The following is a 25808-nucleotide window of genomic DNA, read 5'->3' on the forward strand; positions in this document are numbered from 1 at the left end:
AGGGAGACCCATGAAACGTGTGAAAGCGGCGTGCATCTGCCAGACCCTGCACTTTATGCTCAGAGAGGATGCGGAGCACGCCTTGGCCGTGGAACAGGTGCAGGCGGAAGTTGCGCACTATAAACGGACCCTGGAGAAAAACGGCACCCAGTACAAGCTCCTGGACGAGACGGTCCAGCCGGACGGCTCCGTCATTGTCAAGGTCGTCAAGCAGTACAATGCCTGCCCGGTGGGCGATTATCTGGACAGCATCAAGTGAGCAGACAGCCCGTGGGCGGATTTCCGCCCACGGGCTGTGCATCTATTTTACAAAAAACCGCCAGGAGGTGGCCTCCCGGTACGCCTCCCCGGCCCGCAGGACGGGAGAGGGGAAGGAGGGGTGATTCACCGCGTCCGGAAAGCGCTGGGTCTCCAGGCACAGCCCGCTGGCCCGGCCGTACCGGGCCCCGCTCTTGCCGGGGCGGTCCGTCAGGAAGCCGGAGGTATAGAACTGCATTCCCTCCAGGGTGGTGCGCACCTCCAGGGCAATGCCGGTGGCGGGGCAGCAGACCTCCGCCGCCAGCCCTCCGCCGTCTAAGACAAAGTTGTGGTCATAGCCCCGGGTGGCCGCCAGGAAGGGGTCCCCCAGCCGCTCCTCCAGCAGAGCCCCCTGCCGCAGGTCCAGGGGCGTGCCGTCTACAGGGGCGATCTCCCCGGTGGGCACGTTGCCCGCTCCGCTGGGCGTGTAGCGCCCCGCCCCCAGAGTTACCCGGTGGCCCGCTATGGAGCCGGCGTCATGGCCCGCCAGGTTGAAATACGTGTGGTTGCTGAGATTTACCACTGTGTCCCGGTCGCAGGAGGCGCGGTACTCCATAGTCAAAACGCCGTTTTGCAGGGTGTATGTGACCTCTGCGTGGAGATTTCCGGGAAAGCCCTCCTCTCCGTCGGGAGAGTCCAGGAAGAAGGCGGCGGAGTGCTCCTCCACGGCGCAGCTCCACAGCTTCTTGTGGAAGCCCTCCGCCCCGCCGTGGAGGGTATTGGCCCCCTCGTTGGCGGTGAGGCGGTACTCCGCTCCGCCGATGGCGAACCGGGCGCCGCCGATGCGGTTGGCGCACCGGCCCAGGGTGCCTCCCAGGGCGGAGTTCCAATCCCGGTACTCCGCCGGGGTGTCGTAGCCCAGGCACACGTCCACGGTCCGCCCCTTCCGGTCCGGCACCCGGATGGCCCGCACCGCCGCCCCCAGGGGGATCAGCTCCACAGATACCGGTCCCTCCGTCAGCGTCAGCAGGGGGATCTCCCGGCCGTCCAAACGGCCAAAAATTTCTTGTGTTACCATGGCATATCCCTCACTTTACCGTCTCAATGAACCGCAGGAAGGCGGCCCGGCCCTCGCCTGTACACTTGTAGACACCGGCGTGCTCCAGTACCTGGGCAAAGACAATGCCAACCTCTTTTTTCAGGATGTCCAGGGCATTGTCCCGGGTAAAGGAATACCGCTTTTTCAGCTCCTCCGCCCAATCGGCGTGCTTGCTGAGCGTCTCATCGGCCCGGAGGTCTCCACCCTGGGACAGGGCGTCCGCCAAAAGCGTCAGCTCTCCCTTGAGGCGGGCGGGCAGCACCGCCAAGCCCATGACCTCGATGAGGCCGATATTCTCCTTTTTGATGTGGTGGAGCTCCTGGTGGGGGTGATACACGCCCAGGGGGTACTCCTCCGTGGTGATGTTGTTCCGCAGCACCAGATCCAGCTCAAACTTCCCCTCCCGCATCCGGGCGATGGGGGTGATGGTGTTGTGGGGCTCTCCTGCCGTCTCGGCGAGGATGAAGGCGGCCTCGTCGGTGTAGCCCCGCCAGGCCAGGAGGATTTTGTCCGCCAGCTCCACCAGCCGCGCATCGTCGCCGCAGCGCAGGCGGATGACGGACATGGGCCAGCGGACGATACCCGCCTCCACGTCCTCAAAGCCGGGGAAGGAGACCGCCCGCTCCAAGGGGGCCCGCTCCATGGCGAAGGTATACCGCCCGCCCTGGAAGTGGTCGTGGCTGAGGATGGAGCCGCCCACGATGGGCAGGTCCGCGTTGGAGCCCACAAAGTAGTGGGGGAACTGCCTGATGAAGTCCAGCTGCTTGCGGAAGGTGGAGCGGTCGATTTTCATGGGGGTGTGCTCAGCGCTGAATACGATGCAGTGCTCGTTGTAGTAGACATAGGGGGAGTACTGGAAGAACCAGTCCTTCCCGTCGATGGCGACGGGGATGATGCGGTGGTTCTGCCGGGCGGGGTGGTTCATGCGCCCGGCGTAGCCCTCGTTCTCCCGGCACAGCTGGCACTTGGGATAGCCGCTCTGGGGGGCCGCCTTGGCGGCGGCGATGGCCCGGGGGTCCTTCTCCGGCTTGGAGAGATTGATGGTGATGTCCAGATCGCCGTACTCCGTGGGGGCCACCCACTTCACGTCTCTGGCGATGCGGTAGCGGCGGATGTAGTCCGTGTCCTGGCTGAATTTGTAGTACCAGTCCGTGGCCGCCTGGGGGGACTGGGCGTATTTCTCCCGGAAGGTCCCGATCACCTGGGATGGCCGGGGGGTCAGAATTCCCATCAATGCGGTGTCAAAGAGGTCCCGGCTGGTGATGTCCTCCTGGATAATCCCCCGCGCCGCGGCGAAATCCGTCAGCATCCCCAGGATCTCCTCCAGCGAAGGCTCCCCTGTCCGGCGCCCCTCCGGCTCCTGGAAGTCCTCCAGCTTCATGGCGGCAAGCAAAGCGTTGACGGCCCATGTCCGGTCCGCCGCCTCGATCAGCCCTCTGGCAATGGCGTAGTCCGCCAGGGCGGCGGTGTAGGAATAGGTGTTGGCATCCATGATTCCGCGCTCCTCTCACATTGTTCTGTCCAGCCGGACGCCGCCCACCGGGCGGATGGCGACCACGTGGCAGCTGCCCGCGCCCAGCACGGCCTCGATCCCGGCCCGGAATTTCTCCAGACCCTCCTGCGGCACAAAGGCCTGGATGGTCCCCGCAAAGCCGCCGCCGTGGACCCGGCAGGCTCCCGCCGTATCCAGCAGACGCTCCGCCAGAGCAAGGGCAAAGGCCACATCCTGGTGCTCCGTATACCCGGCGGGGACCACATTCTGGAGATACCGCCAGCTGGAGAGGCCGGAATCCCTCACGTGCATCAAAAAGGCGTCAAAGTCCCCCCGGCGCAGGGCGCCCACCTGGCCGCTGACCCGGACGTTGTCGTCGTAGATGTGGATAGCCCGCAGCACCGCCCGGTCGCCGCACTCCCGCCGGAGCTCCGGCAAAGCGGCAAAGAATTCCTGCTCAGGCACCTCCCGCAGCACCTCTTTGCCAAAGCGGCGGCATATGGCCCGCAGCTCCTCCGGCACGGCGGCGTACTCCCCCGTCAGGTCCGCGTGGTCCGCGCCGCTGTCGATGATGCAAAGGGCGTGTCCCATGGCGGCCAGGTCCAGGCCAATCCTCTCCACAACCGGATTTTCACTGTCCGCGAAGTCGATGGCCACCACGCCGCCCACGGCGCAGGCTGCCTGGTCCAGCAGGCCGCAGGGCTTGCCGAAGAACACATTTTCCGCGTACTGCCCAATCTGGGCAATCTCCATCGGGGCGCACTTTCCGCCCCAGAAGAGATCGTTGAGCATGGTGCCCATCAAAACCTCAAAGGCGGCGGAGGAGCTGAGCCCGCTGCCGCCGGGAACAGTGGAGCTCATATAGGCGTCCAGTCCCGCCTCTGCCAGGGGACAGCCCAGCTCCGCCATTCTGGCGGCCACGCCCCGCACCAGGGCGGCAGTGGTGTTCTCCTCCTCCCGCCGGGGCTCCAGCTCTTTCAGATCCACCGTGATCTGGGGATAGCCCTCCGACTGAATCCGAATCACGCCGCTGCGGTTGGGGGCGGCGGCGGCCAGAATGTCCAGGTCCACGCTGCCTGCCAGCACCCGTCCCCGCTCGTGGTCCGTGTGGTTGCCCCCCAGCTCCGTGCGGCCGGGAGCGCTGAAAAGTGCCTCCGCCTCTTTGCCGAAGGTTTTGGCAAAGCCCTCCAGAACGCCGGCGCACCGGCTCCGGGCCGATTCCAGTTTTGCCGCGCCGTAGAGACGCTCCAGCGCCTCGTCCAGGCCGCCCTGCCGCAGCCTTGTCTCCAAAGTCTGTCCTTCCATAATAGTCTCTCCTTTTTCTCCAAGTCTTCCCGGCCCGCGCCCTGATCCGTCAGGGCGCCTCCGGCAGAAACTCCGCCAGATTCTCCCGGGTCACCGCCGCGTGCTGCCGCCAGCAGTATTTCTCATCCTCCAGCTCCACCGCCGCCCCCGGGTCCTCCCCCTGGGCCAGGGCGCAGCTGAGGGCCAGAATGTCCTCCGCCTGGCCGGCGGCATCGTTGAGGACGGTACCCCGCAGGGCGCCCTCCTCCAATGCCCGCAGGGCCGGGGCCGTGGCGTCCACTCCCACGATGAAGGGCATCTCCTCCGGTTCCATCCCCGCGTCCAGGCAGGCGTCGATGGCTCCCAGGGCCATGTCGTCGTTGTTGGCGAACACCACCTCGACGGCGTCCCCCAGCTCCTCCAGCCACCGCTGCATCCGCAGCCTCGCAGGGCCCCGCTGCCAGTCGGCGGCGTTGTTGGAGAGCTTTTCCATGGGCACCCCGGCGGCGGTCAGCGTGCGGACGCTGTGCTCTGTCCGCAGCAGCGAGTCCTGGTGGCCCGGCTCCCCCTCCAGCATCACATACTGCAAAACGCCGTCGCCGTTTCGGTCCAGGGCGGCAGGGTCCGCCCGCCAGGCGTCCAGCACCAGTCCGCCCTGGATGCGCCCCGCCTCGTCCGCCCGGGTGCCCACATAGTAGGCGTATTTCCAGCGGTTCAGGTCCTCCTCCACCGGCTCCCGGTTGAAAAACACCACCGGCACCCCGGCGCCCTGGGCCTTGTCGATGATTACCGCCGCCGCCGTCCGGTCCACAATGTTGACGCAGATCACATCGTATCCCTTGTCCAGGAACTGGTCCACCTGCTCGTTCTGGGTGGTCTGACTGCCCCGTCCGTCCACGATGTTCAGATTGATCTTCACGCCCCGGGCCTGCTCCTCCTCCAAAACCGCCTGCTGGAGGCACTGGGAGAGGCTGGTGATAAAGGTATCGTCCTGCCGGTACAGCGCCACGCCCACACGGATGGTATCATCCGGCTTTTCGCCGCAGGCGGTAACGAGCAGGAGCAGGCATGCCGCCAGCGCCGCGGCGCACCGTCTTTTCAGCATGGCACTCCCTCCTCACCACGTCACCGGAAACAGCAGCTTCTGATGCTCCGGCTCATACATATTCTCCCGCCGGACCGTAAAAAACGGCAGCGACTCCAGGGGCTCCGCCGTCTCCCGGCGGGCCGTCCGCGCCGCGGACTCCACCGCCAGATACCCGGTGGAAAAGGCGTTCTGGGCCAGGATGGACGTGATGCGCCCCTGCTCCAGTCCCGCAGTGATGGCCGCCGTGGACCCGGCGCCATAGAGCAGCGGCGGGTCCTCCAGGCGGGAGACCGCCGCAGCCGCCCGCTCCAGGCTGGAGGCCTCAAAGGCAATCACCGCCTGGGTGTCCCCCTGGGACAGCGCCTCCGTCAAAGCGTCCGCCGTTCCGGCGAAGTAGCGGACCTCCCGGCCCTCGGACCTCAGCACCGCCTCCGCTGCCGCCAGACGGTCTCCCACGCCGCTGCGCTGGGAGGCGGCCAGCACAAGCAGCACCGTGCCGCCTGGGGGGACGCCGTTCAGCGCCGCCCGGCCCAGAGCCTCCCCCAGGGCGGCGTTATCCACGCCCACATAGCCCGCCGTATCCTCCATGTCCGTCTCCAGCGTCACCAGCGCGGCCTTGGAGGACGCCGCCCGCACCTCCTCCGACAGGGCCTCCCGGTCCGCCGGGAAGAGCAAGATGGCGCTGGCGCCGCTCTCTACCTCCCGGCGGAGGAGCTGGCCCTGCTCCTGGGCGCTGTCGGACTGGCCGGGGTATAAAAACCGAAGCTCCACGTTCAGGTCCGCCGCCGCCTGCTCCATGCCCTGGCGGGCGGTGGCCCAGGCGGAGCCGTCCGCCTCCCGGGCGATGACCGACATCTCCAGCAGCTCCGGCCGCCGCTGGGTTCGGGCGGGATAGAGAATCAGCAGCAAAAGCAGCAGCAGCACCCCCAGCATCAGCAGGGGCAAAACCCACCAGGCAAACCGTCTTCCGCTCACTGTCCCCCCTCCTTTCGGTATCTCCGGCCGGCCTCCTCGTCCAGGGCGGGCAGGCGGATGCGCACAACCGTGCCGTCGTCCGGCTCGCTGAGGATGGAGAGCCCGTACGCCCTGCCAAAGGTCAGCTGAATCCGGCGATGGACGTTCCGCAGCCCAATGCCCGATCCCTTGGAGCCCGCCGCCGCGTAGACGCCGCTCTGGTCCAGCAGGCGCTCCACCACCTCCTCCGGCATCCCGGGGCCGTTGTCCGCAACCTCGATGACGACGTCCTCTCCCTCCCGGAAGGCCTGGACACAGATTTTTCCGTCGCCGTCGGCGTAGTCCATGCCATGGTAGATGGCGTTTTCCAGAATGGGCTGCACGATCAGCTTGATGGTGTAGAGTCCCTCTACACCATCCTCCGCCGACAGGTCGGCGGAGAACTTGTTCTTGTAGCGCATCTTCTGAATGGTGAGGTAGTGCCGGGCGTGCTCCAGCTCCTCGGCCACGGTGATGATGTTGCTGCCCCGGCTCAAAGAGATGCGGAACAGCCGCGCCAGGGAGGTGAGCATCACCACCGCGTCCTCCGTCCGGCCGTTCTCCGTCATCCAGATCACCGAGTCCAGGGTGTTGTACAAAAAGTGGGGGTTGATCTGGGACTGGAGCACGTCCAGCTCGCTGCGCCGCTTCTGCTCCTCCTGCTGGAGGATATCGTCCATCAGGTGGCGCATGGTGGAGACCATGGACTGGATGGACCGGCTCAGGTGCTCCACCTCATAGGGGCCGTCCACCTTGAGGTCCACCGTCTCCCTTCCCGCCTCCAGCTCCTTCACCGCCCGGTCCAGCTTCTTCATGGGGGCGGTGATCCAGGCGGAGAGGCGCAGATTCACAAGCACCAGCAAAAAGACGGAGAAAAAGACGATGAAGAGGAAGAACAAAAGCAGCTGGCCGTAGTTGTCCCACAGGTTCTCCGAGGGCACCACCCCCACCAGCTTCCAGCCGGTGTAGCCCACGGTCTTCACCGTCACCTGCCGCCGCTGGCCCTGAAAGACCTCGTTGTGGCTGCCGTCGGCATAGGCGGCGGCAGAGGCGTTGTTCTCCTCCAGCAGTCCGGCGTAGATCAGCTGCTGGCGGGGATGGTAGACGATCTCTCCCGCTCCGTCCATCAGGTAGAGGTATCCCCCCTGACCGGCTCCCAGGTCCACGTCCTTGCAAATCTGCTCGATGCCGCTGTAGCTCATATCCACCAGCAGCACGCCGCTCTCGATGGCGCCGTCCCTGGTCAGCTCCACATGGCGGCTCAGGGACACCACCCAGCGGTAGCGGTAATCCGGGTCCACGAAGAGGTTTTGCACGTGGGGCGTGGAGAAGTGGAGGTTTTCAATCCGCTCCTGGGCGGCGCTGAACCACCCCTCCCGCTCCGGGGAGACGCTGTTTTTCAGCACAGCCAGCGGGGCGGCGGCGATCAAATCGCCGCTGTCGGAAAACACGGCGATGGACACCAGGGACTCCCGGCTGGTGTAGTACAGCAGCTCCAGGTCCCGGGCGATGTCCTCCTCTGCCAGGTCCGCGTCCTTGATGACCCGGTAATAGGCGGCGTCCGAAACGCGCATCATCTCCCGCAGGCGGGCGTCCAGGTTCAGGTTCACCTGGGACAGCACCCGCTGGCTGTTCTCCACCAGAAGGGCGTTGTTGGAGGCGGAGAACCGCAAAAACAGCGTCAGTCCCAGAAAGACCATGCCCACCACGGCCACAGCGGTGAAAAACAGGGACAAAATCACCTGGATGCTGGAGCGGTGATAGAGCTCCCTCCAGCGCCGGCGCAGGGACACGGACAATCTCGCCACAGGCGGGCCTCCTCTCCGGAAATTTTCGTGTGCGGCTCAGCGGACCTTTACAGCGCCCCGGCGCGGTATTTGGTGGGCGTCACGCCGAAGTGCTTTTTGAACACATAGCTGAAATAGTTGGCGTCCTCATAGCCGCACCGGCGGGCGATGAGATAGGTCTTGTCCTCGCTGTTCCGCAGGGCCTCCGCCGCCGCCTCCATCCGGATGACGGTCACATGGGCGGTGAAGCTCATGCCCGTCTCCCGCTTGAAGAGGGTGGAGAAATAGGCGGGACTCAGGTGGAGATGGTCGCACAGCCGCTCCACGGAGAGGTCGCTCTCCCCGTAGTGCTCCCGGATATAGGCCTTGGCACGCTCCACGGTCTGGCCGGCGGAGTCTGTCCGCTGGCGGCGGAACAGGGCCTGAATCCGCAGGCACCGCTCCAAACACCACGCCCCCATGGCCGTGAAGGAGGAGAAGTCCGTGGCCTGCACCGCGCCGGTGAAACCGGTGCCGAACACCTCCTCCACCTCCAGCCCGGCTCCCCGGGCCAGCCGCAGCAGGCAGGTGAGCAGCTCCAGGAAAAAGAGATTGCACTGGCTGGCCGCCAGACCGGAGCGCCGGACCTTCTCCGTCAGGCGGTCCACCGCCTCCCGGACCTCCGCCTCACCGCCCAGCCGCACCGCCCCGGCCAGCTCCCGCTCATCGTTTTCGTCAAAGCTGATGCGCACCCCCGCCCCCGGCTCCAGGTCGCCGATGTAGATGGCCCGTCCGGCCCCCACCAGCCCCCGGTAGTCCAGGGCGGCCCGGGCGCCCGCCGCCGACTGGGCCAGCTCTCCCAGCCCGGCGCAGGGCGCGCCCACGCCCATGGTCAGCGTCAGCCCCAGATAGCTCTCCGCCAGGGCGCAGACCCGGTCCAGGGCCTGGATCAGGGCGTAGACGGAGCCGCCGTCCCGGGAGACCGCCAGCACCGCCGCCGCATCCCCGTACAAAAACGCCCGGCAGCTCCAGCCCTCCAGGGCCAGATTCTCATCCAGCAGCTGCTGGACGGACAGCGCCGCCAGCTCCCGGTCCGGCGCGCCGTCCACATGGGCCAGGGCCGCCGCCCAGGCGTCGCCGGTGACGTCCAGTTCCAGACGGGCCGCCCGCTCCGCCGCCTGGTCCGGCGGCACGCGGCCCTCCAGCAGGTGGGCGTAGAAGAGCTCCCGCAGCACCGGCAGACTCTCCTCATAGCGGCGGCGGAGCGCCTCTGTGTTCTGCCGCTCCGTGCGCTCCGTGTCCAGCCGGTCCTTCAGCCGCCGGAGCACGCCGCCCAGCTCCGCCGCGCTGATGGGCTTGAGGATGTACTCAAACACATTCATCCGGATGGCCCGCTTGGCGTACTCGAACTCGTCAAAGCCGGAGAACACCACGAATTTGGCGGCGGGAAGGCGCTCCGTGAGAATGCGGCACAGCTCCAACCCGTCCATAAAGGGCATCTTGATGTCCGTCAGCACCACGTCCGGCTCCAGAGCCTCCGCCAGATCCAGCGCCTCCAGGCCGTTTTCGGCCTCCCCCACCAAGGCGAAACCCAGGGCGGTCCAGTCCATCTTGCGGCCGATGCCAACCCGGATGTCCTCCTCGTCGTCCACCAGCAGTACCCGGTACTCCTCCATCCAAACGCGCCCCCCTTTCCGCAATTATAATACAGTTTGCCCCGTTTGAAAATAGGGACCGGCGCAGTCACGCCGGTCCCTATCGCTTTTTTCAAAAAACCTCTTATTTCTTGGCCAGGTACTTCCGCAGGTCCAGAGCGACGGCCACGATGATGACCAGACCCTGGGCGATGAAGGTGTAGGCCGGGTCGAAGCGGAGGAACTGGAGGCAGATCTTCAAAACCTCGAACACCAGCACGCCGATGAGGATGCCGGAGACCTTGCCCACGCCGCCGTTGACGGACACGCCGCCGATGGTGCAGGCCGCGATGGCCTCCAGCTCGTAGCCGGTGCCGGTGGCGGTGGAGGCGCCGCCGGCCTTGGAGCCGATGAGGAAGCCGGCCAGGGCGTACATGACGGAGGCCAGGATGTAGATGCGGATCAGGGAGGCGGGAACGTTGACGCCGGCCACCTGGGCGGCGTTCTCATTGCCGCCGATGGCGTACATATACTTGCCGTGACGGGTCTTGTTGTAAAGGAACCACATGAACAGGCCCACCAGCAGTGCGGGAAGCAGCAGATAGGGGAGCAGGCGGCTGTAGCGGCCCAGGTAGTCGCTGAAGAAGTTGCCGCTGGCCAGGGCCCGGTAGCTCTCCTTGAAGCCGCCGATGGGCTGGTTGCCGGTGATGATCTGGCAGGCGCCGTAGACCAGGGTCTGCATACCCAGGGTGGCGATGAAGGGGGGAACCTTCAAAAAGGCGATGACACAGCCGTTGACCGCGCCGAAGCAGGCCATGATAGCCACAGTGATCAGCAGGGCGGCGATCCAGGGCAAGTCGGGCATCCAATCGAACACCCGGGCGCTGTAGTCCAGCGTCTGCTGCATCATGGCGGCAAAGCACGCGGCCAGGCCCACCTGCCGGCCGGCGGACAGATCTGTGCCCTTGGTAATCAGGCACCCGGACACGCCGCAGGCGATGATAAACCGGGGGGCCACGTTGGAGATCAGGTTGCCCACGTTGTCAGCGCTCATAAAGTTCTGGCTGTTGGCCCAGGTGACCAGCGCCAGCAGGATAATCAGAAAAATGATCGCGTGATCGGAAACGAATTTGACGGCGCTCTTGGAGTTCAGCGTCTTTCCTTTTGTCTCTCCCATAGTTATCTCTTTCCTCCTTATTCAAACTGGGTGGCCAGGGCCATGATGTTCTCCTGATTGGCCTCCTGTCCGTCGATAAAGCCGGTGACCCGGCCGTCGCACATGACCATGATCCGGTCGGACATGCCGATGAGCTCGCTCATCTCGGAGGAGATCATGATGACGCTCTTGCCCTGCTTGGCAAGATCCGCGATGATGCAGTAGATTTCGTATTTGGCGCCCACGTCGATGCCGCGGGTGGGCTCATCCAGGATGAAGACATCCGGATCGTTGGCAAGCCAGCGGCTGATGAGCACCTTCTGCTGGTTGCCGCCGGAGAGGGACTGGATCTGGGTCTTGGAGGAGGGCGTCTTGATGGAGAGCTTGGCCACGTTGTCCTGCACCAGCTGCTCGATCTTCCCGTCGTCCAGCATGATGCCGCCGATCAGGTACTGGTTCAGCGAGGCGATGGACACGTTGTCCGCGATGGACAGCACCCCCAGGATACCGGTGGCCCGGCGGTCCTCCGTCAGCATGGCAATGCCGCTGTTGATGGCGTCTCTTGGCTGGGTGATTTTCAGCTCCTTGCCCTGGTATGTGATCTTGCCCGCCGTGTGGCTCCGAAGGCCGAAGAGACCCTCCATGAGCTCAGTCCGCTGGGCGCCCACGAGGCCCGCGACGCCCAGGATTTCGCCTTTGCGGACGGTGAAGGAGGCGTGGCGGAAGCTCTTGGGGTTGATGGAGGTGAAGTCCTCCACCTCAAAGACCACCTCGCCGGGCACGTTCTCCCGCTTGGGGTAGAGGTTGCTGAGCTCCCGGCCCACCATCTTGGTGATGATGAAGTCGGTGGTGAGGCCCTTGGCGTCCCAGGTGCCGATGTACTGGCCGTCCCGCATGATGGTGACCTCGTCGCTGATGCGGAGGATCTCGTCCATCTTGTGGGAGATGTAGACAATGGACACGCCTTTGGCCCTCAGCTCATTGACGATGGTGAAGAGGGCCTCCACCTCCGCCGCGGTCAGGGAGGAGGTGGGCTCATCCAGAATGAGCACCTTGCAGTCTGCGGAGACGGCCTTGGCGATCTCCACCAGCTGCATCTGGGACACGCTGAGGCTGCCCAGCTTGGCCCTGGGGTCGAAGTTCAGGTGAACCTCTTTCAGCACCGCCGCGGCGTCCTCGTACATTTTCGCGTGATCGATGACCGTCACCGGGCCGTACTTTTTGGTCGGATAGCGGCCCACGTAGATATTCTCGCCGATGCTCCGCTCCGGGATGGGCTGGAGCTCCTGGTGCACCATGGCGATGCCCCGGTTCAGGGCGTCCAGCGGGCCCTTGATCTGGACCTTTTCGCCCTCGTAGATCACCTCGCCCTCGTCCATGTGATAGATGCCGAACATGCACTTCATCAGCGTGGACTTTCCGGCGCCGTTCTCTCCCATCAACGCGTGGACGGTGCCGGGGCGGAGATTGAGCTGCGCGTGGTCCAGCGCCTTGACGCCGGGGAAGGTCTTAACGACACCACGCATTTCCAAACGATACTCTGACAATTCTCGGTCCCCCCCTTTGATTGTTTCCATCGGTTGACAAGGGACAGCACGCCCGCTGCCGTTTCCATGGCCGTATTGCCTCTTGTCAATCGATGGTGGATCACACTTTCCCATCCGCGGCCGGCACAGGCTGCCGCGGCGCCAGGGTCTGTTCACAGAGGACAAGCATGCGGATTTCCGGGGAAATTTTTCGGCAAGCCCTGCTTTGGGCTTTTTGTGAGCAGACCCTGGGAAAGGGGTGCGTGCGCACCTGCGCACGCACCCCTTTGCCGGTCTTGCTTTTTCTCTAACAGCGGAATCAGCCCATGAAGTCGGCCACGTTGTCGGGAGTGACCTTCACGTAGTCAACGTACACGCTCTGCTCGCCGGCGGCAAAGGTCTTGCCGCCCAGCAGGGCCTCCATCTGCTCCACAGCGGCGGTGGCCTGGCCCACGGCGTCGTTCAGCACGGTGCCGGTCATGTTGCCGTTGCTGACCTCGTTCAGAGCGGCGTCCAGAGCGTCAACGCCCACCAGGTAGATGTCCTCGTTGACCTTGCGGCCGGCAGCCTGGATGGACTGCAGGGCGCCGATGGCCATATCGTCGTTGTTGCAGAAGACGACCTCCACCTGGGCGCCGAACTGGGCCAGGTCGTTGGCCACGATCTCCTGGCCGCGCTCACGCATCCAGTCGCCGCGGGTGAGGTTCAGCTGCTCGACTTCCACGCCGGCGTCGGTCAGAGCCTTGACGGAGTACTCGGTGCGCAGCTGGGCGTCAATGTTCTCGGGGTCGCCCTGGACCATGATGTAGGAGACCTTGCCGTCGCCGTTGATGTCGCCGCCGTTGGGGGTCTCCAGGATCAGCTCGCCCTGGAAGGTGCCGGACTGGGCGGCGTCGCAGCCGACGTAGACCAGCTTGTCATACACGGCCATCTGCTCGGCGGAGGGCTCGCGGTTGATGAGCACGGTGGGGATGCCGGCGGCCTGCACGGTGGAGATGATCTGGTCGGCGGCGGAGGTCATGACGGGGTTGATAATCAGAGCGTCCACACCCTGGGTGATGAAGGTGTTGATCTGCTCGTTCTGCTTGGCCTGGTCGTTGGCGCCGTCCACCACGGTGACGGTGTAGCCCTTGCCTTCCAGGATCTCCTGCAGGGCGTTCCGGTAGGTGGTCATGAAGGCGTCGGTGAACTGGTAGATGCACACGCCGATGGTGCCGCCGGCCTCGGGAGCCGGAGCGGCGTCAGGGGTGGCGGCGGGCTCGTTCTGTGCGGGGGTGTTGTCAGCGGGAGCGTCGGATTTGCCGCCGCAGCCGGCCAGAACGGACAGCATCATGACGGCGCACAGGGCAAGAGCGAAAATCTTCTTCATCGTTGTTCCTCCTAGTAAATTTTAGGTCGTATGCCTCGGGCATGTTCCCGAAAGCGATTTCTATTTTATCGGCTGCGGCGCAAAAAAACGATAGAAAAATCTTTGGTCTTGTATAAAAAAACTTCGCTCCTTTTTCAGCGTGCGCAAATTTTCCGAAAAGCGGGGCCACACGGGAACGGAGGCCGCCGGCAAAGCCGGCGGCCTCCTCTCAGGGCGTTTCGCCCTGCCGCTCCAGAATCTCCCGGATCAGCTCCGTCTGCTCCTCCGTCAGGTCCGTCTGTCCGCCGTCATGGCGGACGTAGCCCGCAGTCAGGTTGACGCCGTAGCCGGTGCCGAACTCCGTGTCCACGTTGTACTCCGGCAGGCAGCGGCACACGTCCCCGCTGTAATCCAGATACAGCAGCAAATCCGTCAGCGCCACGGAGTCGTCCCCCCAGAAGGACGCCTCCCACGGCTCGTCCCATACCCGGCTCTCCCGGGAGACGGTGGTGACGGTGTTGCCGCAGTAGCCCGCCGCCTCATGCTCCGCCGTGTTGTCCCCCTGGGCGAACTGGTGGACGCAGGCCTCCTCCGGCGCGGCCTCCTCCAGGGCCGGAACGGCGGACAGCGTCCCGGCCGGTTCCTCTTCCGCTGAGACCCCGCCTCCCGCGCCGCAGGCGGCGAGGGCCGGCAGCAGAGCCAGCGTCAAGGCCAGGCGGATTCTCTTGTACCATTTCATCTCGGATCTCCTCCTTTGATCGAGTTACCCTTATAGTCGGAATTCTACAGAAAACGGTTGCGCGTTTCAAGAGATAAAAAGCTATGAACAGCAGACAGAAGAACGATAGCAGTTTTCAAAGTTGCGGGTGCCGGGCCGCCGAGAGCGGCGGCCCGTATGGTAAAGCCCGCGGCATTCAAGCAAATACAGGTTCAAAAGCGCCGAAGAGGAACTGCGGAGACCTGTGCCGGAGATTCTGCGCCAAACTTTCAAGCATGGGATTGCGGCGGCGGAAAACCTGTGGTAAAATGCAAGTCATCTTAATTGAGAAATGAGGAGATCACCATGGATTTCAACGCACTGTCCGCCGCCAGGTACTCCCTGCGGAAATTCAGTCCCCAGCCGGTGGAGCCGGAGAAGCTGGCGCTGGTTCTGGAGGCTGGCCGGAACGCCCCCACCGCCCACAACTTCCAGCCCCAGCGGATTTTTGTTCTCCAAAGCCCCGAGGCGCTGGAGAAGGCCGACGGCTGCATGGGCAGCCACTTCCACCCGCCGGTGATTCTGGCGGTGGCCTATGACGGCGCCGTCTCCTGGAAGCGGGAGACCGACGGCAAGGACCACGGCGAGATTGACGCCGCCATTGCCGCCGCGCAGATGATGCTCCAGGCGGCGGATCTGGGCCTTGGGACCACCTATGTGGGGATGTTTGAACCGGAGAAGCTGCTGGCGGCCTTCCCGGAGATGGCGGGCACGACGCCCATCGCGCTGCTGCCGCTGGGATATCCGGCGGAGGGGGCCCATCCGGCACGTCTGCACGGGGACCGGAAGCCCCTGGAGGAGCTGATAAAGTACCTGTGAGCCCAGCTTGCCGGGTCCAGGGGCGGTTCCGCCCCTGGCGGGGTGCAGGGGCAGGGTCCCTGCTGGGGTGCGGGGCAAAGCCCCGTGTGCTCTCCATGGAGCGGCGGGTTGCAGTGTAAAAGTTTTATTATGGGAGTTCTGGCACTTTTTCTTGAAAGAAAAAGCAGCCAAAAAGAACTTTAGCAAGGGTTTTATTGCAGCTTCCTTAGACAGTGAAAAGGTCCCGGAGCATTGCTCCGGGACCTTTTTTACATTGGGACTGTGCCTCAGCCCTCGTACATGGCCTTGAGCTTCAGCAGGTGCTCGTAGCGATCCATCGCGGCCTTCTCGTTGCGCTGGAACAGCTCGCTGGCCCGGTCGGGGAACTCGCGGGTCAGACGGCTGTAACGGGCCTCGTTCATCAAGAACTCCTGATAGCCGCCCTTGGGCTCCTTGGAGTCCAGGGTGAACTTGGCGCCCTCCGCAGCCGGGTTAAACCGGAACAGATTCCAGTAGCCGCACTCCACGGCCTTCTTCATCTCGGCCTGGCAGTTCATCATGCCGCCCTTGATGCTGTGCATCTCGCAGGGAGAGTAGCCGATGATCAGAGACGGGCCGGGATAGGCCTCGGCCTCCTGAATGGCCTTGAGGGTCTGGGCGGGGTTGGCGCCCATGGCCACCTGGGCCACGTAGATATAGCCGTAGCTCATGGCGATCTCCGCCAGGGACTTCTTCTTGATCTCCTTGCCGGCCGCGGCGAACTGCGCCACCTGGCCGATGTTGGAGGCCTTGGAGGCCTGACCGCCGGTGTTGGAGTAGACCTCGGTGTCGAAGACGAAGATGTTGACGTCGTTGCCGGAGGCCAGGACGTGGTCCACGCCGCCGAAGCCGATGTCATAGGCCCAGCCGTCGCCGCCGAAGATCCACACGGACTTCTTGGCCAGGTACTCCTTGTCCTTCAAAATCTCGGCAACCAGCTTACAGGCGTCGCAGTCGCAGAACTGGGCGCCGCTGGCCTTGAGCTCCTTGGCGTGGGCCTGGAACTTGGGCAGCTGATCGCCGAAGACCTTGGCGGCGTCGGGGCTGGAGGTGAAGGCGACGATGGCGTCAACGGGCATGATGCTCTCTTCCAGCAGCTTGACGTACTCCTTGGCGGCCTCGCCGTTGGCGGCGCTGTCCTCCATGGTGTCCAGCCACTTCTGAGCGGCATCCTTCAAGGGCTGATAGGTGTGGGGCACCGCGATCAGGGCGCGGGTCCGGTCCGCCAGCCGGTCGCGGATGGCCTTCTGACCCAGATACATGCCCAAGCCGTGCTCGGCGTTGTCCTCGAACAGGGAGTTGGACCAGGCGGGGCCGTGGCCGTCCTTGTTGGTGCAGTAGGGAGAGGTGGCCGCAGGACCGCCCCAGATGGAGGAGCAGCCGGTGGCGTTGGAGATATACATCCGGTCGCCGAAGAGCTGGGTAATCAGGCGGGCATAGCTGGTCTCGGCGCAGCCGGCGCAGGAGCCGGAGAACTCAAGCAGAGGCTTGCGGAACTGGCTGCCCTTGACGGTGGCGTCCTGCATGTCCGCCTTTTCTTCGACCTTGGATACGCAGTAGTTGAAGACGTCCTGCTGGGCCGCCTCCTGCTCCTGGGGAACCATGGCCAGGGCGCTCACCGGGCACACGCCCACGCAGACGCCGCAGCCCATGCAGTCCAGAGGAGACACGGCCATGGTGTACTTGTACACGCCCTTGCCCTTACCGGCCTTGACGTCCACGATCTTGGCGGCGTCGGGGGCGTTCTTGGCCTCCTCCTCGCTGAGAGCGAAGGGACGGATGGTGGCGTGGGGGCAGACATAGGCGCAGTTGTTGCACTGGATGCACTTGGTGGAGTCCCAGTTGGGGACGGTGACGGCTACGCCGCGCTTTTCATAGGCGGCGGCGCCCAGCTCGAACTGGCCGTCCACGTGCTTGACAAAGGCGGAGACGGGCAGGCTGTCGCCGTCCATCTTGCCGACGGGGTTGAGGATGGTCTTGACCTGCTCCACAAGCTCCGGGCGGCCCTCCAGAACGGTGGTGTCGGGGGCGTCCTGAGCGGTGGCCCAGTCGGCGGGAACCTCGAACTTCTTGTAGGCGGTGGCGCCGGCGTCAATGGCCTTGTGGTTCATATCCACCACGTCCTGGCCCTTCTTCAGGTAGGAGTGAGTGGCGGCGTCCTTCATATAGCCGATGGCCTCGGCCTCGGGCATAACCTTGGCCAGGGAGAAGAATGCGGACTGGAGAATGGTGTTGGTGCGCTTGCCCATGCCGATCTCCTTGGCCAGGTCGATGGCGTTGATGGTGTAGACCTGGATGTTGTTCTCGGCGATATAGCGCTTGGCCACGGCAGGCATGTGCTTGTTGATCTCCTCGTCAGACCACTGGCAGTTGATGAGGAAGGTGCCGCCGGGCTTCACATCGCGGACCATGGGGAAGGCCTTGATGATATAGGCGGGCACGTGGCAGGCCACAAAGTCGGCCTTGTTGATATAGTAGGGGGCGCGGATGGGCTGGTCGCCGAAGCGCAGGTGGCTGACGGTGACGCCGCCGGTCTTCTTGGAATCGTACTGGAAGTACGCCTGAACGTACTTGTCGGTGTGGTCGCCGATGATCTTGATGGAGTTCTTGTTGGCGCCCACGGTGCCGTCGCCGCCCAGGCCCCAGAACTTGCACTCGATGGTGCCGGCCGCCGCGGTGTTGGGGGCCTTGTGCTCCTCCAGGCTCAGGTGGGTCACATCGTCCACGATGCCGATGGTGAACTGGCGCTTGGGAGCGGCCTTGCTCAGCTCCTCATACACGGCGAAGACGCTGCGGGGCGGGGTGTCCTTGCTGCCCAGACCGTAGCGGCCGCCGATGACGGTGATGTCGTTCTTCCCGGCGTTGGCCAGGGCGGTGACCACGTCCATATACAGGGGCTCGCCCTGGGAGCCGGGCTCCTTGGTGCGGTCCAGAACGGCGATCTTCTTGCAGCTTGCAGGGATGGCGGCGATCAGCTTGTCTGCGCGCCAGGGGCGGTACAGGCGGACCTTGATGAGGCCCACCTTCTCGCCGTGAGCGTTCATGTAGTCGATGACCTCCTCGGCCACGTCGCAGATGGAGCCCATGGCGATGATGACGCGGTCAGCGTCAGCGGCGCCGTAGTAGTTGAACAGCTGATAGTCGGTGCCAAGTTTCTCGTTGATCTTGCCCATATACTTCTCCACCACGTCGGGCAGAGCGTCGTAGTAGGGGTTGCAGGCCTCGCGGTGCTGGAAGAAGATGTCGCCGTTTTCGTGGGAGCCCCGCATGTTGGGACGCTCGGGGTTCAGGGCGTGCTTGCGGAAGGCGTCCACGGCCTCCATGTCGCACATCTCCTTCAGGTCCTCGTAGTCCCACACGGCCACCTTCTGGATCTCGTGGGAGGTCCGGAAGCCGTCGAAGAAGTTCAGGAAGGGAACGCGGCCCTCAATGGCGGCCAGGTGGGCCACAGGGGCCAGATCCATGACCTCCTGCACGTTGCCCTCGGCCAGCATGGCGAAGCCGGTCTGACGGCAGGCCATGACGTCGGAGTGGTCGCCGAAGATGTTCAGCGCGTGGCTGGAAACCGTACGGGCGGACACGTGGAACACGCAGGGCAGCAGCTCGCCGGCGATCTTGTACATATTGGGGATCATCAGCAGCAGGCCCTGGGACGCGGTGTAGGTGGTGGTCATCGCGCCGGCGGCCAGAGAGCCGTGGACCGTGCCGGAAGCGCCGGCCTCGGACTGCATCTCGCACACCTTCACGGTGGTGCCGAAGATGTTTTTCTGACCAGCGGCAGCCCACTGGTCCACCAGGTCCGCCATGGGAGAGGACGGGGTGATGGGATAGATCCCCGCGACCTCGGTAAACGCGTAGCTGACATATGCAGCCGCGTTGTTGCCGTCCATGGACTTGAACTTTCTTGCCATAAACACTTACCTCCTATAAATCGCTGCCCTGCGGCAGCATCTTGCCAGACACACGGACTCCGGGGTGCTCTCCTCCGAAATCTCATGCGCCGCCATTATATCACAGGTTGTTTTAGCTGTAAACCGGCACTTTGTTATTTTTTGCACAAGAATTTTCCTTTTCTGCGGATAGGACAAAACCACCCCGTTTTTTTCGGCACTTTTCCAAAAAGTGTTTCCCATGGAAACAGGTTTATGATATAGTGGTGGAAAACAGATCGGGAGGTGCCGCTTCCATGGTGGTGAGCGTGCGGTCTTTGGGACTGAGCGGAATATCCGGGTACGAGGTCAGCGCGGAGTGCTTTCTCTCCGGGGGCCTGCCGGCATTTGATATAGTGGGTCTGCCCGACGCCGCCGTGCGGGAGGCCCGGGAGCGGGTCCGGGCGGCGGTGAAGAACTGCGGGGCCAAGTTCCCCGTCAGCCGCATCACGGTGAATCTGGCTCCGGCGGACCGGAAGAAGGCGGGGACTCTCTACGACCTGCCCATTTTTGTGGGGCTGCTGGCCGCCGCCGGGGAGCTGCCGCCCCCGCCGCAGGACGCCGCCTTTCTGGGGGAGCTGTCCCTCACGGGCGCTTTGCGCGGCGTGGCGGGCGTTCTCCCCATGGCCCTGGCGGCGGAGAGGGCGGGGGTCCGCCGGCTCTTCGTCCCGGCGGACAATGCCGCCGAGGCCACCCTGGCCGGCGGGCTGACGGTCTACGGCGTGCCGGATGTGACGGCCCTGGCGGACCATCTCCGCGGAGCAAAGCCCTTGGCTCCCGCCCCGGCCTGGGTCCCCTCGGACACCGGGGCGGAGCTCCCGGATTTCCGGGACGTGATGGGGCAGGAGAATGTCAAGCGGGCCCTGGAGATTGCCGCCGCGGGCGGGCATAATATTTTGCTGATCGGCTCTCCCGGCGCGGGCAAGTCCATGCTGGCCAGGCGCCTGCCCTCCATCCTGCCGGACATGGGACGGGAGGAGGCCCTGGCGGCCTCCGGGGTCTGGTCTGCGGCGGGACTGGCGGACCCCAGGAACCCTCTGCTGACCCGCCGCCCTTTCCGCAGTCCCCATCACACGGTCTCCGCCGCCGCCCTCTCCGGCGGCGGGCCCGCCATGCGGCCGGGTGAGATCTCCCTGGCCCACAACGGCGTGCTGTTTTTGGATGAGCTGCCGGAGTTCCGCCGGGACGCGCTGGAGGTCCTGCGCCAGCCCCTGGAGGACGGAGAGGTCACCATCTCCCGGGCCGGAGGCACCCTGCGCCTCCCCGCCCGGTTCCAGCTGGTGTGCGCCATGAACCCCTGCCGCTGCGGCTGGCGGGGCCATCCCGACCGGCGGTGCACCTGCTCGGACCGGGAGGCGGCCAAATACGTAGAGAAGATCTCCGGTCCCCTGCTGGACCGCATCGACCTCCACGTCACCGTCCCCTCGGTGGAGTACGAGGCCATGCGCCGCCGGGAGACGCCGGAGTCCTCCGCCGCGGTGAAGGCCCGGGCGGACGCCGCCCGCGCCCTCCAATCCCGCCGGTTTGCCGGAACGGACGTGACCTGCAACGCCCAGATGCCCCCGGCCATGGTGGGGTCCTTCTGCCGCCTGGATGCGGCGGGGGAGCGGATTTTGAAGGCCGCCTTTGAGCGCATGGGCCTTACGGCCCGGTCCCATGACCGTATTCTGCGGGTGGCCCGCACCATCGCGGACCTGGAGGGGGAGGCGGACATCGGGGCCGCCCATTTGGCGGAGGCGGTCCAGTACCGAAATACGGACATATTAAAAGGATAGAACCAGGGGCGGTCTTTCAGACCGCCCCTGACAGGTTGTCGAAAAAGTCCCGTTGGACTTTTTCGACAACCTGTCAATGTCTCGATTTTCCAATCGTTTGACGATTGGAAAATCTGTCGCTTCGCTCCATAAACGTCTGCGGTGCAGACGTTTACAGACATTTGATCCAATACGAGGCGGGCGCTGCCCCCTCGCGCTCCCCCGCATTATCGGAAGCCTTTTTATTCTGGCTGGTAGTTTTCGACAGTCTGCCAGGGGCGGTCTTTAGACCGCCCCTGGTTCTCCGCCGGTGTCACCGGATGAAATTCATCATCGGCCGGGGATCGCCCGCCGGAGCCGGCACCGCCGTGTCGTGCAGAACCTTTACCATCCAGGCCATGTTCCTCCCCAGCTTCCGGGCCACCGCCATGCCCTCCTGATCCTCCAGGACCTCGCCGGGGTCCGCGCCGTGGACGGCGCCCCAGTAGTCGGAGGTGACGATGACCATCTCCATGGCGTCCATGGTGCCCAGCAGCTGCTGGTAGGTCTCCATGCCGCCGCTGCGGCGCAGGGTGCACAGCGCGCCGCCCGCCTTGCGGCGCAGCTGGTTGTCCCCGCAGCCCGCCGCCAGCATAAGGCGGTCCAGCACGCACTTCATCCCTCCGGCGATGCCGCCGTGGTACACCGGGGAGGCCAGCAGGATGCCGTCGGCCTCAATGCAGGCGGCGATGATCTCGTTGACGCCGTCGTCATCCCGGACGCAGCGGAGACTGCCGGTGTTCAGACAGTGATAGCAGGCCATGCAGGGGCGGACATCTGGACCGGGCTGAAAGACCTGGAACTCCACGCCCGCGGCCGTTACCTCCCGGCCCACGGCCTCCAGGCACCGGGCGGTGTTGCCGTTTTTGCGGGGACTTCCGTTGATGGCGACAATTTTCATAAGGGGCCTCCTTTGAAGTTGATAAAACGATTATATCCGGTCCCCGCCGGGATTGCAAGCGCCGGACGCCTGGTCCGCCGCCGCAGGAGGCGCTGCTCCAAAACCGTCCGCCAGAAACACCGGAGAGGTCCCCGGCGCTCCGTCCACCATGCGGCCCGTGACGCCGGACTCCCGCCAGGGCAGAATCGGCTCCCGAAAAGCCTCTGGAACGCACGCTCCTGCGTCCGGCGGACAGCGCCTGCTTCAGTCTATATTACAGCAGGCAGGGATTGCGGCGGGGAGATCGGATCTTGAAAATAGGGCTTTCTCTTCCGGAAAAAACGCGCTATAATAGAGTCCGTAAATTTTAAGATCTATGGAGGATGATCCCCATGCGGCAAAATGAGATGTTTCTGCTGAAGCTGGGCGAGGTGGTCCTGAAGGGCCAGAACCGCCGCTCCTTTGAGGACCGGCTTGTCACCAACGTCCGGCGGCGGCTGAAAAAATGCGGCAGCTTTCAGGTCTATGTCCGCCAGAGCACCATCTACGCCGAGCCGGTGAATGAGAGCTGCGACATGGAGGCGGCCTGGCAGGCGGCCCGGCAGGTGTTCGGCGTGGTGAGCGTGGCCCGGGCGGTGCCCTGCGAGAAGACCGTCCCCGCCATTGTGGAGACCGCCAGGACCTATCTTGCGGAGGCCTTTGCCCAGGCGAAGAGCTTCAAGGTGGAGAGCAAGCGGGCGGATAAGAACTACCCCATGAACTCCATCCAGGTCTCCCAGGCCGTGGGCGGAGATCTGGCGGAGCTGTTCCCCCACGTGGCGGTGGACGTGCACAACCCGGACCTGACGGTCTACGTGGAGATCCGGGAGAAGTACGCCTACGTCCACGCCCCCGCCGTCCCCGGGGCCGGGGGTCTGCCGGTGGGCATGGGGGGCCACGCCGTCTCTCTGCTCTCCGGCGGGCTGGACAGCCCCGTATCCTCCTGGATGATGGCCCGCCGGGGCGTGGAACTGGAGATGGTCCACTTTGTCTCCCCGCCCTACACCTCCCAGCAGGCCCAGGACAAGGTGCTGGAGCTGGCCCAGCAGCTGACGGCCTGGTGCGGCCGGATGCTGGTTCACATCGTGCCCTTCACGGAGATCCAGGAGGAGATCCGCCGCAAGTGCCCGGAGGAATATTTCACGTTGATTATGCGCCGCTTCATGATGCGCCTGGCGGAGGCCGTGGCGAGGCGGGCGGGGGCCAAGGCCCTGATTACCGGCGAGTCGCTGGGCCAGGTGGCCAGTCAGACGATGATGGCCCTGGCCGTGACGGACGACGTGGCCGGCATGCCCGTCCTGCGGCCCCTGATCGGCATGGACAAGGTGGAGATCATCCGGATGTCCCGGGAGATCGGAACCTATGAGACCTCCATTCTGCCCTACGAGGACTGCTGCACGGTGTTCACGCCCAGGCATCCCGCCACGCGGCCCAGCCTGGAGGACGTTCGAAAGGCGGAGGCCGCCCTGGATGTGGAGGGGTTGGCGGCCAAGGCCCTGGAGGGGGAGAGCTGGATCAGGGTGAAACCCTGAGCGCTTTGCTCGCCCTCCGCCCGAAGGGCGGCACACCCCCCGTCCCGCCCGCAGGCGGACACCCCCACTCCCTTGAAAAGGAAGGTCAACACTATGTCCCATACAGCTGAAATCCTCGCCGTCGGCACAGAGCTTCTCCTCGGCAACATCGTAAATACCAACGCCCAGGCCATCTCCCAGAGTCTCTCCGCCCTGGGAATCAACGTCTTCTGGCACACCGTTGTAGGCGACAACCCGGAGCGCCTGAAAGAGGCCCTGGACATTGCCCGCCGCCGGGCGGACATCATCATCACCACCGGCGGCCTGGGGCCCACCTACGACGATCTGACCAAGCAGACCATCTGCGAGGCCTTCGGTCAAAGATTGGTGCTCCACCCGGAGATTTTGGAGGACATCCGGAGCTTTTACGAGACCTCTCTCCACGTCCCCATGCCGGAGAACAACACCCAGCAGGCGGAGCTGCCGGAAAACGGCGTCATCTTCGATAACCCCGTGGGCACCGCCCCCGGCTGCGCCTTTGAGAGCGGCGGCGTCCATGTTCTCATGCTTCCCGGTCCGCCTCATGAGATGTCCACCATGCTCCGCCGCTGCGCGGAGCCCTACCTGCGCAGGCTGTCCCACGAGGTCATCGTCTCCCGGGACATCATGACCTTCGGCATGGGGGAGAGCTCCGTGGAGGAGCTTCTGCGCAGCAGAATGACCCACATGACCAACCCCACCCTCGCCACCTACGCCAAACCCTTCGAGGTGCGCCTCCGGGCCACCGCCAAGGCCGCCTCGGAGGAGGAGGCCTTGGCCATGCTGGCCCCTGTGGAGAAGATGGTCCGGAGCACCCTGGGAGACATCGTCTACGGCGTGGACGTGTCCGGCCTCGCGGAGGCCTGTCTGGGGCTGCTGAAGGACAAGGGGCTGACTCTGGCCACTGCCGAGAGCTGTACCGGCGGCATGGCGGCTGAGAGGCTCACCGCCATTCCCGGGGCCTCCGCAGTGTACCGCGGCGGCGTGGTGAGCTACTGGACCAGCGTCAAGGGGGATGTGCTCCAGGTTCCCCAAGAGATTCTGGATACATACGGCCCCGTGTCCGCGGAGTGCGCCCGGGCCATGGCGGAGGGCGCCCGGAAGATCACCGGGGCGGACATCGCCGTGTCCGTCACCGGAGCGGCGGGGCCGGACCCGGACGAACGGGGCGTCCCCGTGGGCATCGTCTATGTCGGGCTGGCGGCGCCGGAGGGAACCTTCTGCCGTTCCCTGGACCTGGGCCGGCGGCGGCGGGACCGCATCCAGGGCCTTGCGGCAAACCATGCCTTCGACGTGGTCCGGCGGTATCTGACGGGGCTTCCGGTCTGATGCCGCAGGGTACAAAAAGCGAGGCTGAGTCCTGTTTGAAAAATGGCAAAATGTCCAAGCGGCGGTTTTTTCCGCTGTGCCGGGTTAAAAATTCTTGAAACACACAAAGTGTTCCCGCGAATTTCCGCCCTGCCCAGGGAAAATCTCTCGCCGCCGGTCATTTTGCCACGTATCAAACAGACTCCGGCCTCGCCTTTGGGTCATTCCGGCGGGAGGAGGTGGAGCTGTTCCGCCGTTTGGCAGACTGCTCTCAGGATTCTCCGCGCCTCCCCGATGTTCAGCTCCTCCAGGGATTCCTGCGCGTCGAAAGCGGCCAGGACCGCCGCGGCGTACAGGCGGTTGTAATTGAGCCGCGGGTTCTCCCTGCTGAGTTTTTTCTCCAGAATATCCTTTGGGTTCACCTTGTATTTTGCCATACGCTTCCCCCTGATTATATTTTAGTTTCATTTTATATCCACTTTCGACAAAAATGGTAAAAATGGATATAAAATGAAACCAATCTATAATGAATCTGAGGTCTTGACATGGCGATTAAAGGGCTGTCCATCCGCATTGATGAAGCGATGCTGCACAAACTCCACATTCTTGCCGACTATGAGGGACGTTCCGCCAACAGCCAGATTTTGATTCTCATCCGGGATGCCATAGAGCAGTACGAGGAAAAGCACGGAAAAATTGAGCTGTAAGGGGCCGCGCCCGCCTTGTGCCCGCCTTGACAACCGCCCCGGAATCCTCTATGATGAGAGGGCCGCGGAGCCCTTGAGCTCCGCAAAACGAGAGAGAAAGGGAACCGTAACCATGGACATGAATTTTGATGTAAAAGCCAAGATCGGGGAGCTGGCGGAAAAGCTCCAGAAGGACCCCGCCCTGCTCAAGCGCTTCCAGGCCGACCCCATCAAGACCGTGGAGGGCCTGCTGGGTGTGGACCTGCCGGACGACAAGCTCCAGCCCCTGGTCTCCGGCGTCAAGGCTAAATTAGCCGCCGCGGACATCGGCGATAAGCTGGAGGGCCTGAAAAAACTCTTTTGACCGGAAACGGCAAAAAGCTCCCCGGAGGAATCCTCCGGGGAGC

The 25808-nt window shown here is 64.3% G+C and carries 21 protein-coding genes; 7 read left to right on the forward strand and 14 right to left on the reverse strand.

What is annotated here, in order from left to right:
- The first annotated feature begins 10 nt into the window (after positions 1-10).
- Positions 11-259, forward strand: coding sequence for a hypothetical protein (locus C816_RS10740; protein ID WP_016322411.1), 249 nt, complete (start codon positions 11-13; stop codon positions 257-259).
- A 42-nt stretch (positions 260-301) separates the two neighbouring features.
- Here C816_RS10740 and C816_RS10745 read toward each other — a convergent pair whose 3' ends face one another.
- The 11 genes from C816_RS10745 to C816_RS10795 form a co-directional block, all read right to left on the reverse strand.
- On the reverse strand, positions 302-1315 hold the full coding sequence (locus tag C816_RS10745; RefSeq protein ID WP_016322412.1) for an aldose epimerase family protein: 1014 nt from the start codon (positions 1313-1315) through the stop codon (positions 302-304).
- Between the two features lie 10 nt (positions 1316-1325).
- Positions 1326-2828 (reverse strand): UDP-glucose--hexose-1-phosphate uridylyltransferase, encoded by a 1503-nt coding sequence (gene galT / locus C816_RS10750; protein ID WP_016322413.1) that lies wholly within the window; start codon positions 2826-2828, stop codon positions 1326-1328.
- 15 nt (positions 2829-2843) lie between these two features.
- Positions 2844-4133, reverse strand: coding sequence for a galactokinase (locus tag C816_RS10755; RefSeq protein ID WP_016322414.1), 1290 nt, complete (start codon positions 4131-4133; stop codon positions 2844-2846).
- A 49-nt stretch (positions 4134-4182) separates the two neighbouring features.
- Positions 4183-5217: a galactose ABC transporter substrate-binding protein gene (locus C816_RS10760; RefSeq protein ID WP_016322415.1), complete on the reverse strand. Its 1035-nt coding sequence runs from the start codon at positions 5215-5217 to the stop codon at positions 4183-4185.
- A gap of 12 nt (positions 5218-5229) precedes the next feature.
- Positions 5230-6174: a sugar ABC transporter substrate-binding protein gene (locus C816_RS10765; protein ID WP_016322416.1), complete on the reverse strand. Its 945-nt coding sequence runs from the start codon at positions 6172-6174 to the stop codon at positions 5230-5232.
- The gene (locus C816_RS10770) at positions 6171-8000 is read right to left on the reverse strand and encodes a sensor histidine kinase (protein ID WP_016322417.1); all 1830 of its coding nucleotides are present in this window, start codon (positions 7998-8000) and stop codon (positions 6171-6173) included. The genes C816_RS10765 and C816_RS10770 overlap by 4 nt, the downstream gene beginning before the upstream one ends.
- A 47-nt stretch (positions 8001-8047) precedes the next feature.
- Entirely contained in the window at positions 8048-9634 is a 1587-nt protein-coding gene (locus C816_RS10775) for a response regulator transcription factor (protein ID WP_016322418.1), read from the reverse strand.
- Positions 9635-9737: 103 nt separating this feature from the next.
- Positions 9738-10769 (reverse strand): ABC transporter permease subunit, encoded by a 1032-nt coding sequence (locus tag C816_RS10780; protein WP_016322419.1) that lies wholly within the window; start codon positions 10767-10769, stop codon positions 9738-9740.
- Positions 10770-10786: 17 nt separating this feature from the next.
- Positions 10787-12295 carry a sugar ABC transporter ATP-binding protein gene (locus C816_RS10785; RefSeq protein ID WP_016322420.1) on the reverse strand — a complete coding sequence of 503 codons (1509 nt, stop codon included), beginning with the start codon at positions 12293-12295 and terminating at the stop codon, positions 10787-10789.
- A gap of 298 nt (positions 12296-12593) precedes the next feature.
- Positions 12594-13643, reverse strand: a complete 1050-nt coding sequence (locus C816_RS10790) for a galactose ABC transporter substrate-binding protein (RefSeq protein ID WP_016322421.1) — start codon at positions 13641-13643, stop codon at positions 12594-12596.
- 208 nt (positions 13644-13851) lie between these two features.
- The gene (locus C816_RS10795) at positions 13852-14361 is read right to left on the reverse strand and encodes a hypothetical protein (protein WP_016322422.1); all 510 of its coding nucleotides are present in this window, start codon (positions 14359-14361) and stop codon (positions 13852-13854) included.
- Positions 14362-14664: 303 nt separating this feature from the next.
- Here C816_RS10795 and C816_RS10800 point away from each other — a divergent pair, with 303 nt between their 5' ends.
- On the forward strand, positions 14665-15198 hold the full coding sequence (locus C816_RS10800) for a nitroreductase family protein (protein WP_371254370.1): 534 nt from the start codon (positions 14665-14667) through the stop codon (positions 15196-15198).
- 266 nt (positions 15199-15464) lie between these two features.
- On the opposite strand, the gene nifJ is transcribed toward C816_RS10800, so the two are convergent.
- Entirely contained in the window at positions 15465-19127 is a 3663-nt protein-coding gene (nifJ, locus tag C816_RS10805; RefSeq protein WP_016322424.1) for a pyruvate:ferredoxin (flavodoxin) oxidoreductase, read from the reverse strand.
- 275 nt (positions 19128-19402) lie between these two features.
- Here nifJ and C816_RS10810 point away from each other — a divergent pair, with 275 nt between their 5' ends.
- Positions 19403-20920, forward strand: a complete 1518-nt coding sequence (locus C816_RS10810; protein ID WP_016322425.1) for a YifB family Mg chelatase-like AAA ATPase — start codon at positions 19403-19405, stop codon at positions 20918-20920.
- A 292-nt stretch (positions 20921-21212) separates the two neighbouring features.
- On the opposite strand, the gene C816_RS10815 is transcribed toward C816_RS10810, so the two are convergent.
- Entirely contained in the window at positions 21213-21839 is a 627-nt protein-coding gene (locus C816_RS10815; protein WP_016322426.1) for a flavodoxin family protein, read from the reverse strand.
- 371 nt (positions 21840-22210) lie between these two features.
- On the opposite strand from C816_RS10815, the gene thiI reads away from it, so the two are divergent.
- Complete coding sequence (thiI, locus tag C816_RS10820) at positions 22211-23389, forward strand: tRNA uracil 4-sulfurtransferase ThiI (protein ID WP_016322427.1); 1179 nt, start codon at positions 22211-22213, stop codon at positions 23387-23389.
- Between the two features lie 93 nt (positions 23390-23482).
- Positions 23483-24736, forward strand: coding sequence for a competence/damage-inducible protein A (locus C816_RS10825; RefSeq protein ID WP_016322428.1), 1254 nt, complete (start codon positions 23483-23485; stop codon positions 24734-24736).
- Between the two features lie 200 nt (positions 24737-24936).
- Here the strand turns inward: C816_RS10825 and C816_RS10830 are convergent, their stop codons facing one another.
- On the reverse strand, positions 24937-25152 hold the full coding sequence (locus C816_RS10830) for a hypothetical protein (RefSeq protein WP_016322429.1): 216 nt from the start codon (positions 25150-25152) through the stop codon (positions 24937-24939).
- A gap of 108 nt (positions 25153-25260) precedes the next feature.
- Between C816_RS10830 and C816_RS24280 the strand changes: the two genes are divergently transcribed.
- Positions 25261-25422, forward strand: coding sequence for a hypothetical protein (locus C816_RS24280; RefSeq protein WP_016322430.1), 162 nt, complete (start codon positions 25261-25263; stop codon positions 25420-25422).
- A 112-nt stretch (positions 25423-25534) separates the two neighbouring features.
- Entirely contained in the window at positions 25535-25765 is a 231-nt protein-coding gene (locus C816_RS10840; RefSeq protein WP_016322431.1) for a hypothetical protein, read from the forward strand.
- The last annotated feature ends 43 nt before the right edge of the window (positions 25766-25808 follow it).

This window comes from Oscillibacter sp. 1-3 (assembly GCF_000403435.2).
Classification (GTDB): domain Bacteria; phylum Bacillota; class Clostridia; order Oscillospirales; family Oscillospiraceae; genus Oscillibacter.

Excerpts from the sequence above, each read along its gene's own strand:
- nifJ (WP_016322424.1), bottom strand. The coding sequence starts at position 19,127 with ATGGCAAGAAAGTTCAAGTCCATGGACGGCAACAACGCGGCTGCATAT.
- C816_RS10790 (WP_016322421.1), bottom strand. The coding sequence starts at position 13,643 with ATGAAGAAGATTTTCGCTCTTGCCCTGTGCGCCGTCATGATGCTGTCC.
- C816_RS10745 (WP_016322412.1), bottom strand. The coding sequence starts at position 1,315 with ATGGTAACACAAGAAATTTTTGGCCGTTTGGACGGCCGGGAGATCCCC.
- C816_RS10780 (WP_016322419.1), bottom strand. The coding sequence starts at position 10,769 with ATGGGAGAGACAAAAGGAAAGACGCTGAACTCCAAGAGCGCCGTCAAA.
- C816_RS10830 (WP_016322429.1), bottom strand. The coding sequence starts at position 25,152 with ATGGCAAAATACAAGGTGAACCCAAAGGATATTCTGGAGAAAAAACTC.
- C816_RS10755 (WP_016322414.1), bottom strand. The coding sequence starts at position 4,133 with ATGGAAGGACAGACTTTGGAGACAAGGCTGCGGCAGGGCGGCCTGGAC.
- C816_RS10775 (WP_016322418.1), bottom strand. The coding sequence starts at position 9,634 with ATGGAGGAGTACCGGGTACTGCTGGTGGACGACGAGGAGGACATCCGG.
- C816_RS10840 (WP_016322431.1), top strand. The coding sequence starts at position 25,535 with ATGGACATGAATTTTGATGTAAAAGCCAAGATCGGGGAGCTGGCGGAA.
- C816_RS10825 (WP_016322428.1), top strand. The coding sequence starts at position 23,483 with ATGTCCCATACAGCTGAAATCCTCGCCGTCGGCACAGAGCTTCTCCTC.
- C816_RS10740 (WP_016322411.1), top strand. The coding sequence starts at position 11 with ATGAAACGTGTGAAAGCGGCGTGCATCTGCCAGACCCTGCACTTTATG.
- C816_RS24280 (WP_016322430.1), top strand. The coding sequence starts at position 25,261 with ATGGCGATTAAAGGGCTGTCCATCCGCATTGATGAAGCGATGCTGCAC.
- thiI (WP_016322427.1), top strand. The coding sequence starts at position 22,211 with ATGCGGCAAAATGAGATGTTTCTGCTGAAGCTGGGCGAGGTGGTCCTG.
- galT (WP_016322413.1), bottom strand. The coding sequence starts at position 2,828 with ATGGATGCCAACACCTATTCCTACACCGCCGCCCTGGCGGACTACGCC.
- C816_RS10795 (WP_016322422.1), bottom strand. The coding sequence starts at position 14,361 with ATGAAATGGTACAAGAGAATCCGCCTGGCCTTGACGCTGGCTCTGCTG.
- C816_RS10810 (WP_016322425.1), top strand. The coding sequence starts at position 19,403 with ATGGTGGTGAGCGTGCGGTCTTTGGGACTGAGCGGAATATCCGGGTAC.
- C816_RS10815 (WP_016322426.1), bottom strand. The coding sequence starts at position 21,839 with ATGAAAATTGTCGCCATCAACGGAAGTCCCCGCAAAAACGGCAACACC.
- C816_RS10760 (WP_016322415.1), bottom strand. The coding sequence starts at position 5,217 with ATGCTGAAAAGACGGTGCGCCGCGGCGCTGGCGGCATGCCTGCTCCTG.